This window comes from Maribacter sedimenticola (assembly GCF_900188415.1).
In the GTDB taxonomy this organism is placed as follows: Bacteria; Bacteroidota; Bacteroidia; order Flavobacteriales; family Flavobacteriaceae; genus Maribacter; species Maribacter sedimenticola.
In genome coordinates, this window is sequence record NZ_FZNV01000007.1 from 141,206 (window position 1) to 154,909 (window position 13,704).

At 39.6% G+C, this 13,704-nt stretch carries 10 protein-coding genes; 6 read left to right on the top strand and 4 right to left on the bottom strand.

Translation table 11 applies throughout. From position 1 onward, the window contains the following. Nucleotides 1-69 precede the first annotated feature (69 nt). A complete protein-coding gene (locus CHB68_RS15955; protein ID WP_089262457.1) occupies nucleotides 70-774 on the top strand; it encodes an energy transducer TonB in 705 nt (234 codons plus the stop codon). Between the two features lie 65 nt (nucleotides 775-839). Here the strand turns inward: CHB68_RS15955 and CHB68_RS15960 are convergent, their stop codons facing one another. From CHB68_RS15960 to CHB68_RS15975, 4 genes are all read right to left on the bottom strand, one after another. Beyond that, a complete protein-coding gene (locus CHB68_RS15960; RefSeq protein ID WP_089262459.1) occupies nucleotides 840-3,263 on the bottom strand; it encodes a sodium-translocating pyrophosphatase in 2,424 nt (807 codons plus the stop codon). 114 nt (nucleotides 3,264-3,377) lie between these two features. Further along, the gene (locus CHB68_RS15965) at nucleotides 3,378-3,905 is read right to left on the bottom strand and encodes an inorganic diphosphatase (RefSeq protein ID WP_089262461.1); all 528 of its coding nucleotides are present in this window, start codon (nucleotides 3,903-3,905) and stop codon (nucleotides 3,378-3,380) included. 71 nt (nucleotides 3,906-3,976) lie between these two features. After that, a complete protein-coding gene (locus tag CHB68_RS15970) occupies nucleotides 3,977-6,478 on the bottom strand; it encodes a DUF5686 family protein (RefSeq protein WP_089262463.1) in 2,502 nt (833 codons plus the stop codon). Between the two features lie 105 nt (nucleotides 6,479-6,583). Beyond that, the gene (locus CHB68_RS15975) at nucleotides 6,584-7,561 is read right to left on the bottom strand and encodes a pyruvate dehydrogenase complex E1 component subunit beta (RefSeq protein WP_089262465.1); all 978 of its coding nucleotides are present in this window, start codon (nucleotides 7,559-7,561) and stop codon (nucleotides 6,584-6,586) included. Between the two features lie 172 nt (nucleotides 7,562-7,733). Between CHB68_RS15975 and CHB68_RS15980 the strand changes: the two genes are divergently transcribed. The 5 genes from CHB68_RS15980 to CHB68_RS16000 all read left to right on the top strand — a co-directional run. Then, entirely contained in the window at nucleotides 7,734-8,474 is a 741-nt protein-coding gene (locus CHB68_RS15980; RefSeq protein WP_089262467.1) for an electron transfer flavoprotein subunit beta/FixA family protein, read from the top strand. Between the two features lie 34 nt (nucleotides 8,475-8,508). After that, nucleotides 8,509-9,477 carry an electron transfer flavoprotein subunit alpha/FixB family protein gene (locus CHB68_RS15985; RefSeq protein ID WP_089262469.1) on the top strand — a complete coding sequence of 323 codons (969 nt, stop codon included), beginning with the start codon at nucleotides 8,509-8,511 and terminating at the stop codon, nucleotides 9,475-9,477. Nucleotides 9,478-9,563: 86 nt separating this feature from the next. After that, on the top strand, nucleotides 9,564-10,193 hold the full coding sequence (locus CHB68_RS15990) for a bifunctional nuclease family protein (RefSeq protein ID WP_089262471.1): 630 nt from the start codon (nucleotides 9,564-9,566) through the stop codon (nucleotides 10,191-10,193). Between the two features lie 17 nt (nucleotides 10,194-10,210). Continuing rightward, on the top strand, nucleotides 10,211-11,656 hold the full coding sequence (locus CHB68_RS15995; protein ID WP_089262473.1) for a NupC/NupG family nucleoside CNT transporter: 1,446 nt from the start codon (nucleotides 10,211-10,213) through the stop codon (nucleotides 11,654-11,656). A 186-nt stretch (nucleotides 11,657-11,842) separates the two neighbouring features. After that, the coding region (locus CHB68_RS16000; protein WP_143815223.1) for a PhoX family protein at nucleotides 11,843-13,704 on the top strand (1,862 nt) is incomplete at its 3' end.

A 13,704-nucleotide genomic window follows, 5' to 3' on the forward strand; every position in this document is an offset into this window, starting at 1 on the left:
ATCGCGCTCAATACAAATAGTTTTAGCGCTATAATCATACTTGTACAGTACAAGTCTAAAACCCTAATTATGAAACCAAAAAAAAATCCACAGCAAGACCTCAACAAAAAAAGTGCCACCTACTTTGTTTTTGGACTACTAATAGTTTTAACAATGGCATATGTAGCCTTGGAATGGAAAACGTTTGACCAATCCGTTTATGACGAAGTAGGAATGAACAAACCTGACCTGGATATTATAGAAGACGCCCCAATTTTTCAAACAGTGGTTCCACCGCCACCAAAACCACCCGTTCTCCCTGTTGAAATTGAAATAGTAGATGACAATGACCCCGTAGAGGAAACGGAAGTTATTGCCATTGAAGTCAATACAGAGACCGAAGTTGTAGATGTTTCTGAATTTGAAGTCATAGAAGAAGAGGAAGAAGTCAAAGTTATTTGGAAAACTATTGAGGAAGTTCCTATTTTCCCAGGGTGCGAAAAAGAAACGGATAAACGAGCCTGCTTTAATGAAATGATGCAAAAACACATTAAGAAAAACTTTAGATATCCAGAACTAGCACAGGAAATGGGTCAACAGGGAAGAGTAAATACTCAATTTGTGATCAACAATGATGGCAGTATTAGCAATATACAAAAAAGAGGCCCGCATGAATTATTGGAAAAAGAAGCTGTCCGTATTCTTTCTAAACTACCAAAAATGAGTCCGGGCAAACAACGGGGCAGAGCGGTCCAAGTGTCATTTTCAATTCCTATTACCTTTAAACTACAATAAAGGAATAAAAAAAACCATCAGCATAAAACTGATGGTTTTTAAATAGTTAGGGTAACCCTTCCTAACTACTTATTGATTTCTACTTTTTCTATGGTAACCTCTGTACTCGTCCCCTTTTTTTCAATACTGGCATTTTCAAACTTTTTTAGTTGTGCCTCTACTTCAGCTTTTGTACCAGTATATATTTTTTCCTCTATTACAGATTTACCGTTAACCATGGTTGAATAGGTGACAATGGCCTGGGCCAAATCATCATTTTCCACATTCATCTCAATGGTTACCTCCTTGGTATCTTTTAGCATGGTAACGCCATCTTCCGTATGTCCACCTAAAATAGGTGCTATGACCAAACCGATCAAGCAGGTCAACTTTATTAAAATGTTCATAGAAGGACCGGATGTATCCTTAAACGGATCTCCTACGGTATCACCGGTAACGGCTGCTTTATGCGCCTCTGAACCTTTATAGGTCATTTCTCCGTTAATTTCCACTCCGGCCTCAAACGACTTCTTGGCATTGTCCCAAGCGCCACCTGCGTTGTTCTGAAAAATTGCCCATAATACCCCGGATACGGTAACACCGGCCATATAACCGCCTAGCATTTCCGCGATAGCCAATTTATTCATCCCGAACAATAACGGGGCAAATGCGATAACCAAAGGAAAACCAATGGTCAACAATCCTGGCAACATCATTTCTTTTAGCGATGCCTGTGTAGAAATAGCTACACATTTATCATATTCCGGTTTGCCGGTTCCTTCCATAATTCCCGGAATATCCCTAAACTGACGCCTTACTTCCTGAACCATTTCCATGGCCGCCTTACCCACAGCATTCATTGCCAATGCGGAAAATACTACAGGTACCATACCACCAACGAATAGCATTGCCAATACCGGAGCTTTAAAGATATTGATACCATCTATTCCTGTAAAAGTTACATAGGCCGCGAACAAGGCCAAAGAAGTCAATGCCGCGGATGCGATAGCAAATCCTTTACCTGTTGCTGCCGTAGTATTCCCAACAGAATCCAAAATATCCGTTCTTTCCCTTACTATCGGTTCTTGTTCACTCATTTCCGCAATACCACCCGCATTGTCGGAGATTGGACCAAAAGCGTCTATAGCCAATTGCATTGCCGTTGTGGCCATCATTGCAGAAGCGGCCAAGGCCACACCATAAAAACCTGCAAAAGCATACGATGCCCAAATTGCACCCGCAAATAACAATACTGACGGGAAGGTGGATATCATACCTGTTGCCAGACCCGCGATAATGTTTGTTCCTGCACCTGTTGATGATTGTTGAACGATTTTTAAAATTGGAGCTTTTCCCAATCCAGTATAATACTCAGTTACCGAAGAAATTACTGCACCTACTACCAAACCTACCAATGTAGCATAGAATACACGCATTGAGGAAATTTCCTGTATTCCTTCCCCAAAAAATTCCATTTGCATGGTTTCCGGCAACATCCAAGTTACCAGTCCAAAGCAAGAAACGGCCACTAGGACTATAGATGTCCAGTTACCTACATTCAAAGCTCCCATAACCTGAGCCTCTTTGGCATCATTACTTTTTATCTTTACCAGCATGGTTCCTATAATAGAAATAATAATCCCCGCTCCTGCAATGGCCATTGGTAGTAAGATCGGACCAATACCCCCAAAGGCATCTGAAATACTACCTCCCATATCCTTAATTACATAATTTCCCAATACCATTGCGGCAAGAACCGTTGCTACATACGAACCGAACAAATCTGCCCCCATACCGGCGACATCACCTACGTTATCACCTACATTATCCGCAATAGTTGCCGGGTTACGTGGGTCATCCTCAGGTATTCCTGCCTCTACCTTACCTACCAAATCCGCTCCCACATCGGCAGCCTTTGTATAGATACCTCCGCCTACACGTGCAAACAACGCAATGGATTCAGCACCAAGGGAAAAACCTGCCAATGTTTCCAAGACTATGGTCATATCCATAGTAGAGGTCCAGATACCTCCCATAAAAAATTGGAAAAATGCTATAAAAAATATGGTAAGTCCCAATACGGCCAACCCTGCTACACCAAGTCCCATAACCGTGCCACCGCCAAAAGAAATTTTCAATGCATTTGGCAAGCTTGTTCGTGCAGCCTGAGTGGTCCTAACATTGGTCTTGGTGGCAATTTTCATTCCTATATTTCCTGCAAAAGCGGAAAAAATAGCCCCAAATATAAATGAGACTACAATTAACCAATGTGTTGTAGGCACTATAAAGGAAACTATGGCAAGTAAAACACTTACCACAATTACGAAAACGGATAAAAGTTTGTATTCTGCACTTAAAAATGCAAGGGCACCTTCATAAATGTAATCTGAAATTTCTTTCATTTTACCATTTCCGGCATCTTGTTTCATTACCCAAGATCGCTTAATACCCATGTAAACCAGGCCTAAAATTGCCATTGCAATTGGCATGTAAATCATTAGTGACTCCATTTAATCTTCTGTTAGTTAGTTATAAAATTAGCCCGGCTAAAGTAGTAAATTAGAATAGAATAAAAAAAGCCACTTTTTATTACAAAAAGTGGCTTTAAAAACTATAATCGTTGCTTAAATCACAAAAGTGCGTTTTGCTTTATGTTCACTTTCGTTATATCGCTTAACACATTCGTGATAAATTTCTATTGCTTCTTTGGAATCTCCCCATCCTCCAGTATCAACTTTTTTCTCCTCTAAATCTTTATACACTTGAAAGAAATGCTCTATTTCCTTTAATCTATGCGGGTTTAAATCGCTGATATCATTATTATTGCTCCAGATCGGATCAGAAACCGGCACGCATATTATCTTTTCATCGGGACCTTTTTCATCGGTCATATGAAAAACACCTATTGGCTTTACCTCCATAACGGTCATTGGGTAAGTAGGCTCCGTACCCATTACCAATACATCTAAGGGATCCTTATCCAACGCCAGGGTTTCTGGAATAAAACCATAGTCTCCCGGATACATCATTGAAGAGAACAACATACGGTCAAAACGTATTTTATGCAATGCAAAATCGTATTCGTATTTATTTCTACTTCCTTTTGGAATTTCTATTAACACATCAAAGGTCAATCCTTTTCCTGCTGCCATATTTCTAATTATTTATTTGTTGCTGTGAATGAAACGTTAGTTATTAGTTATAATTGTAAAATTTAATTGAATTAAAAGACAAATCCAAACGTGCCGGTGACCCCAAAGGGACGTGCATCTGGATTATCCAAGTAATTTCCCCTGAAATTGAAATCCAATCTAAATACCTTAAAGATATTACCTATACCAAAAGAATATTCATAATAGATTTTTTCCGAAGGAGCCCTTAACGGAGTGTTTATCGTTGCCGGGGCACTCAATGCCTTATTTGCATCTGACAAGTCTCCCCATACACCTCTTATAGCCACAATTTCACGTAAGTTCATTTTTCTTAAAAAGGGTATTCTGGAGAAAAAGCGACCATTGAAATTATGCTGCAAATGTACCGATGCATAAGTATCCGTCACAAATTCATAAAAATCCAAGTTGGGGAAAGAGCCATAATTAGAGAAAAATGTTTGGTTTCCCGGTACCACACTTAAAAGGCCCAAAGGTACTTCACCAAACGTCTTACCCAATTCCACGGTACTCATCAACCTACCAAATCCACCCAATTGCCATGGTTGGCTATAGGAAAATTGTAATTTGCTATAATCAAAATCACTACCCAATACCCCTTTGGTTCCTTTGGTGAAATTCAACAACAATGTACTGTATGTATCATTAACATCCCTTCTTTCCACCCCATAACCAATAGTTTTCTTACCAGGCGTATATAAAAGCAAGGCATTAAAATCAAATTGCCTAATCTCCGAAGATACCCCCGTGGGCGATTCTGCATCCACATAATCCAAACTAAAATCATTGGGCAGTGCGGAACTTAAGGTCCTAAAAGTTCCACCCATGGAAACCTTAAAATTATTTAGGGGCTCTATTTCAAAATTAAGGGCGCTTAAATTAATGTTGGTCAACCTATTATTGGCCCCTACGGTCAATAAAGATGAGGAGGCTATACTTCTGCCGAGCACATCATTGGTTGCCGTTAAACTTACCCCTAGTTGCTCAATATCCCTACGGTTTCCTCCAGAAATGATAAACCTACTGTTTCTATCGACCAGAAATTTTCCGGCAAGACCGTGCTTAAATTTATGGTCTGTAAAACCATAAGCGGTGTACCCTTCTATTCGCCAAGGGTCATTTTGGCCAAAGTAGGTTCTGGCACCAATACGTACACGAGGACCCTCCGCACTGTTGTATCCAAAAAAATCGTAGACAGAACCCAAATCCAAATTCCATTTATCCACTTCTACATAACCAGAGCCTAGAATACTGACAATATTATAATACGATTTAAATTTTGGAACGGTTTTGAGGGTATCCAACAAAGTATATATCCCTTTTTCGTCCTTATTCAATGATTCTAACCTATTCTTTTCCCAAAATTCATCATCCTTAATGATTTGGTTAACGTCTAACGGATTACGGTCCTTTTTATATACCTCCCGTGGTCTTACCACGTTAAATTCATAGTTGTCGTATACCGTTGTTCGTTTGCCATACAATCCTCTGGATTCTTCTTTTTTATTAAAACTAAAATCACTTAACATATAATCCCGTTTTAGCAGAAAAACAGAATCGTTCAATACTTCAAAATCCTGCTCAATATAAATCTCCTTTACCCAATTTATATTGGCACTCTTAGTAACCTGTAGGTTAATGTTCTTGATTGCATAGGTAGAATCGTTTACCCAAAAATCACCCTTAAAGGTCAACTCGTTTTTACGCCGTGGATAATACACAATATTATAGCACCATTTATTATCTATAAAGGCACTATCGCGCAAGGCATAGTTATAGGTATCTATACCGGTTCTTGACAGCGGACTGGTGAAGCTCTTATCAAAAAACTTGAGGTAATTATCATAGACATCATACTCTTGGTACAAATCCTTAACGAAGGCTATAATGGCCTGGTTATTTTCAAACCCGGAATTCTTATTGCCCAGTACATCTTCTTTTTCCTCTTTTAACTTATTATCACCATATACCTTGGAAAATGTTTCGTTCAGGAAAATGGGCAAATAGGTTTTCCCCGTAATTCTAGAGGTATCCAAATCCTGAAAAACAAATTCCAACCCTTTGAATATTTTACTTTTAATCAATGCACTATCAATGGTATTGAGGTCAAACTCTACCTTTTCATATTTATCAAATGCATATTGATTGAATTGCCTTACCCCGTTTTGACGTTTTTTAGCCCAAATTTTACGTAGAATATCTATGGCGGGATTATTCTTTTTGGATTGTTTTCCCGCAATTAAAACAACCTCGTTCAGCTGTTCCGCCGCTTCGCCCAAAGTGATCGTCAAATCATACATAACTTTAGAGGTCAACTCTAACTCATACTCGGTATATCCTATAAATGAGACGATCAGGGTAGTGTAATCGGTTTCAGATTCCAAATAAAACCTACCATCATCATTTGTAATGGTACCTTCCGTAGAATTCTTAAAAAATACATTTGCGAAAGATACGGGCTCACCTAGCTCATCTACCACAATGCCACCCACCTTGGTCTGGGCGCTTACTGTAAAACACAGCAAGCCTAAAATTGCAAAGAATATATCTTTCATAAATTTTCCTTGAGCTCAGCTTATTTTGGCCACAAACAACATATTAATAAAAAAAGCTTCTCCAGACTTGGTCGGAGAAGCTAAGGTACTTTACAAAACTTTATATTATTTGTATAAAACTTTTTTTACGGCGTTAACTACATCTGTAGCATTTGGCAACCATTCTTCCAATAAAACAGGGGAGTAAGGTGCTGGTGTATCCGCAGTATTTATCTTGACGATCGGGGCGTCCAAATAATCAAACGCATGTGCTTGTACATGATAGGTGATTTCAGTGGCAACATTTCCAAATGGCCAAGCTTCTTCCAAAATTACCAAACGGTTGGTTTTCTTCACAGATTTTAATACCGCTTCGTAATCCAAAGGCTTTACGGTTCTTAAATCTATAATTTCACAGCTGATGCCATCTTTTGCCAATTCATCTGCTGCTTTATCAGCTTCCTTAATTATTTTACCAAAAGAAACTATGGTAACATCTTTTCCTTCTCGACGAATATCCGCAACTCCTAACGGAATGGTATAATCACCTTCCGGCACTTCACCTTTGTCACCATACATTTGCTCAGACTCCATAAAAATTACCGGATCATCATCCCTTATGGCCGCTTTCAACAACCCTTTGGCATCTGCAGGATTAGATGGCACCACTACTTTTAGGCCCGGGCAGTTGGCATACCAACTTTCAAAAGCCTGGGAGTGCGTTGCCGCCAATTGACCAGCAGAAGCCGTAGGACCCCTAAATACAATAGGACAAGGAAACTGACCACCGGACATTTGCCTGATCTTAGCAGCATTGTTGATGATCTGATCAATACCTACCAATGCAAAATTAAAGGTCATAAATTCTATAATAGGTCTATTGCCCGTCATGGTTGAACCCACACCTATACCGGCAAAACCAAGTTCAGATATTGGCGTATCAATTACCCTTTTAGGGCCAAATTCATCCAACATACCTTTGGAAGCCTTGTATGCACCGTTATATTCCGCTACCTCTTCACCCATTAAATAGATAGACTCGTCCTTTCTCATTTCTTCGGACATGGCCTCGGCTATCGCTTCTCTAAATTGTAGTGTTTTCATCTATGGAAAATATTATTCTTTGTTATATGCTAGAAAGCATGCAAAAATAGCAAATATAATGTCAATTAATAGAATGCCCTATTCAAAAAAAGTTATAAAATTTACTATGCATGCATAGTAAATTAGGAATTAAATGGTTATCTTCGTGGTCATTGATTTAAAGTTTATATACATGAAAATATTAGTTTGCATAAGTAATGTTCCTGACACCACTTCGAAAATAAATTTTACGGACGGTGATACTAAATTTGACACCAATGGGGTGCAGTTCGTCATCAACCCCAATGATGAATTTGGACTGACCAGGGCTATGTGGTTCAAGGAAAAACAAGGTGCTACGGTACATATAGCGACCGTTGGCGGACCTACTGTAGAACCTACTATGCGTAAGGCTTTGGCCATAGGCGCAGATGAGGCATTTAGGGTGAACGCAGAACCAACGGACGGCTTTTTTGTAGCCCAGCAATTGGCCGAGGTTGTCAAGAACGGAAATTACGACTTGGTAATTGGCGGAAGGGAAAGCATTGATTATAATGGCGGAATGGTACCGGGCATATTGGCCTCTTTGACCAATATGAACTTTATCAATACATGTATTAGTTTAGAGGTTGATGGCAACAATGTTAGTGCAGTTAGGGAAATAGATGGCGGTAAGGAAAAATTAAGCAGTACGCTTCCTTTGGTCGTAGGAGGACAAAAAGGTTTGGTAGCGGAGAGCGATCTTCGTATTCCAAATATGCGCGGCATCATGATGGCAAGGAAGAAAAGCCTGACCGTTCTAGAACCTGTAGATGGCCTAACTACTACCGTGGACAAAAAATTTGACAAGCCGGCTCCAAAAGGACAGGTTAAACTTGCTACTTCTGTAGATGAGTTGGTAGACTTGCTCCATAATGAAGCCAAAGTGATATAAAAGCCCGATTAGGGTAAATCTAAAAAATGATAACATGTCAGTATTAGTATATACAGAATCTGAAAAAGGAAAATTTAAAAAAAATGCTTTTGAAGTCGCTTCCTACGCAGCGGCAGTAGCAAAAATGATGGATACCACGGTTACCGCCGTATCCTTTAACAACTCCGAAAACGAACTACTTGCGGATTATGGCGTATCCAAAGTTATGCATATTGCCAATGAAGATCTTTCAACCTTCAATGCCAGTACTTATGCCGCAGCCTTAGGGCAAGCCGTTAAAAGTACAAATGCCAAGGTAATCATCCTTAGCTCCAGTACGGATACAAAATATTTAGCACCCTTATTGGCGGGCAATTTAACAGCTGGCTATGTACCAAATGTAGTGGCGGCACCTGAAAGCGTTTCTCCGTTGACCGTTAAAAGAACGGCGTTCAGTAACAAGGGTTTTGCCCATACACAACTTGAAACGGATGTTAAGATTATTGGTGTATCCAATAATGCCTACGGCGTCCAAGAAAATAAAACAGATATATCGGTAGAGGAATTCAGTGTTTCCACGGATGGAATATCAAATGCAACGAGGTCCGTAGAAATCGACAAGGTTGTAGGTAAGGCAACCATAGCCGATGCGGATATTGTTGTTTCTGCCGGTAGAGGACTTAAAGGACCTGAGAATTGGGGAATGGTAGAAGAACTTGCAGATGTTCTAGGAGCTGCAACCGCATGTTCCAAACCAGTATCCGACCTTGGATGGAGACCCCATGGCGAGCATGTGGGCCAAACGGGTAAGCCCGTTGCCAGCAACCTTTATATTGCCATAGGTATTTCCGGGGCAATACAGCATTTGGCCGGGGTTAGCGCCTCAAAAACAAAAGTGGTCATTAATAATGACCCTGAAGCACCTTTCTTTAAAGCCGCTGATTACGGTATAGTTGGCGATGCCTTTGAAGTCGTTCCACAATTGATTGAAAAATTAAAGGAATTTAAGGCCCAAAACGGCTAATTTTTTGTTATTTTGTGCCCCTTAAAGGGCTGTTCAGGTAGTTGGAACCCCAAGTATTTTGAACAGCCTTTTTTAGTAAATAAAATATGAGTCTAGTACGTTTAAAAATAAAGGGTATTTCATACAGTCAAACTCAAAATGGTGCCTATGCACTTATTCTGAACGAGGTAGAGGGCGACCGTAAGCTTCCTATTGTCATTGGAGCTTTTGAGGCACAATCCATTGCAATTGCCTTGGAAAAAGAAATTAAGCCCCCAAGACCATTGACCCACGACTTGTTCAAGAATTTTTCAGATCGTTTTGATATCGTTATCAAACAGGTCATTATCCATAAATTGGTAGATGGCGTCTTTTATTCGAGCATTATTTGCGAAAGAGAAGGTATTGAAGAGATTATAGACGCAAGAACCAGTGATGCCATTGCCTTGGCTCTAAGGTTTCAAGCACCTATTTTCACTTACAAGACCATTCTTGACAAAGCTGGTATTTTCTTGAAATTTTCATCAAAGGAAAAGGAGCAAAAAGAAAATGACGACAGCATTATGGTAGACGAAATTTTACAGGAAGGGGAGACCATTGAAATTGAATCCGGCGCATCTGACGGCTATACGGAACTTACTATAGAAGAATTGGATGCAGAGCTTAAAAAAGCGGTCAGCAATGAAGACTACGAAAAAGCCGCAAAATTAAGGGACGAAATCTCTAAACGGAACTAAACACAAATTTACAATTTATGAAAAAGGGCAAATGGCTGCTATTTTTTGCACTAATATTCACCTCAATGACATTTGCTCAAGATAATGAAGTACTACAGTCACAAGCTGATACCGTACAGAACATTTCGGCTAATGAACTTATGGAAATGACTGCCACTGAAGGTTTTTCCCTTAACAGCTTGGGCAGGGGAATTCTTGGAATGGCCGTACTTTTATTATTGGCCTTCTTGTTCAGCTCAAATAGAAAAGCAATCAATTGGAAAACGGTGGGCATAGGTATGGCACTGCAATTGGTCATTGCCGTTGGTGTTTTGAAAGTTCCTTTCGTCCAATTGGTTTTTGAGCAAATTGGAAAAATATTTGTCAGCATTTTGGAATTTACCCGAGCAGGTAGTAAATTTTTATTTGAAGGATTAGTGGTAGACACGGGTACCTTTGGCTATATCTTCGCTTTTCAAGTATTACCTACGATTATCTTTTTCTCCGCCCTGACCTCCTTACTCTTTTATTTAGGGATCATTCAAAAAGTGGTAAAGTGGCTTGCTTGGGCACTTTCTAAAACCTTAGGTATTTCAGGACCTGAGAGTCTTTCTATTGCCGGAAATATATTTCTTGGTCAAACAGAAGCTCCTTTATTGATAAAAGCATATCTAGAAAAAATGACCAAATCAGAGATTTTATTGGTCATGATTGGCGGTATGGCAACTCTTGCCGGTGCAGTTTTAGCTGCTTATATCGGATTTTTAGGTGGTGAAGATGAATTGTTACAATTAGTATTTGCTAAGCATTTACTAGCGGCTTCTGTTATGGCAGCTCCTGGAGCAATCGTAATATCTAAAATGTTATATCCGCAGACCGAAAAAGTAAATACGGATATACACGTTTCATCTGAAAAGATTGGCTCCAATGTATTGGATGCCATTGCTAACGGAACAACAGAAGGCTTAAAATTAGCAGTTAATGTTGGCGCAATGCTTTTAGTATTCGTAGCTATTATTGCAATGGTTAACGGTATTCTAGAGTGGACCGGAGATTTAACGCAATTAAATGGCTGGATAGCTGAAAACACCTCATATTCAAAATTCTCTTTAGAGGCTATACTAGGTACTATATTCGCACCATTAATGTGGCTTATTGGCGTAGCTAACGAAGACATTATGTTAATGGGACAATTGCTTGGAATTAAATTAGTAGCAAGTGAATTTGTAGGCTATGTTCAATTGGCCGAATTAAAAGACATGGCTACCCTACCACATTTAAAGTTTAACAAATCTATTATTATGGCCACCTATATGCTTTGTGGTTTTGCAAACTTCGCATCTATCGGTATCCAAATCGGTGGTATAGGATCACTAGCACCGGGGCAACGTAAAACTTTATCCGAATTTGGCATGAAAGCAGTATTAGGAGGTTCTTTAGCATCCTTGCTTTCTGCCACTATTGCCGGTATGATTTTAGGATAAGCACCCTCAACCCACAAATACAATTGATTTTCAAATAGATATATCACCTTAAGCATTCATTATGAGTACTTAATCGAAGTAAAAAATTTACTTCGATATTATTTAATAACTTCCATTTTCCCCTTTAAACGTAGACTTGTTAACATTCTTCAATAATCCATTTGAAGAATAAACTTTAAAGTTGGAATGAAAAACTATTTTATATTACTTGTATTGATTGCTTTCAATGGCAAAGCACAAAATATTGGAGATTTTATTTCGGTTAATCCAGCGCCTCAGAATACGGATTTCATCATTCCAGCTACACATACATTTCAAACTATCATAACTGAAGGTGATGCCTTAACAGAAGGCGGAACATTACCTAGAAATACAGATTTTACTGGATATGTACCTGTAAACGGTAGTAGTGATAACGGCTATTTAAGTATCAATGCCGAAACCAACCCAGGTGGTGTCTCCATCTTGGATATCAACTATAACCCAACTTCCAAATTATGGGCAACCACATTATCGGCACGGGTAGATTTCAGTTCGTTTGTTCGGACCATTTATAATTGCTCTGGTACTGTAACCCCATGGAATACAATTGTGAGCTGTGAAGAGCACACCTCTCAAGAGCGATTGGATAATTATCCGAATAGGGATGAGAATAATGATGGATATGACGATTTAGGATGGGCAGTTGAAATTGATCCTGTTACCAAAACAGTAATCGATAAACTCTGGGCACTAGGCAATTTTAAACATGAGAATTTAGTCATTCACAACAATCAAAGAACGGCGTATCAAGGTGCTGATGCCGCTGTAGGGTATCTTTACAAATTTGTTGCTGATGCTCCCCAAGATTTAAGCAGTGGAAAATTATATGTCTATAAGGGGTCAAAAAATGGACCAGGAGATTGGATTCAAATAAATAATACTACAAAAGAAGAACGCAACACTACTGTTGCCCAAAGTACGGCAGTAGGAGCAACGGTATTTAACGGTATAGAAGATGTAGAAATTGGTCCTGACGGCTATATTTATTTTGCCGTAAAAAACGAGGACCAAGTATATCGTTTTCAAGATTCTGACCCCATAAATGGCACAACTGTTGTCAATATGGAAACGTTTGTTGGCAATATGACGTACAATATTACGCATGCCAGCGGTACATCTTCAGTAAATTGGGGTTATGGAAATGACAATTTAGCTTTTGACAATGACGGTAACCTTTGGGTTTTACAAGATGGCGATGACAACTATATATGGGTTGTAAAAAATGGACATACCCAAGCAAATCCGCAAGTAGAAATTTTTGGTATTGTTCCTTTAGGTGCTGAACCTACGGGAATTACATTTTCGCCAGATAATCGATTTTTATTTATGTCCGTAATGCATCCTAGTTCAAGTAACAATATTTCAACACAAACTGATGCTGCCGGAAATGAAATTAGCTTTGATAAATCTACATCCCTTGTAATTGCGTTAAATGAAAATCTGGGAAGCACAACTGAATATACTTGGTATTTAGATGCAGATGCAGACGGATACGCTGTGCCGCCTACTGTTGTAAGCACGAACTCCCCAGGCTCAGGATATACCCAAACCGTACTTCCCCTTACCGATTGTGACGATACCGACCCCAACGTATTCGAAGTTTCAACGTGGTACCTGGATGCCGATGGCGATAATTATGCGGTGGTCCCCACTGTTGAAAGCTGTACCTCTCCCGGAACAGGATATACGCAAAACGTACTTCCTTTAACGGACTGTGATGACAGCGACCCCAACGTATTCGAAGTTGTCACCTGGTACCTGGATGCCGATGGCGATAATTACGCTGTGGCTCCAACTGTTGAAAGCTGTAATTCACCCGGAACAGGATATACCCAAACCATACTTCCACTGACCGATTGTGATGACAGCGACCCGAACGTATTCGAAGTTTCCACCTGGTACCTGGATGCAGATGGGGATAATTACGCCGTTGCTCCAACAGTGGAAAGCTGCAATTCACCCGGAACAGGATATACACAAACCGTACTTCCCCTGACCGATTGTGA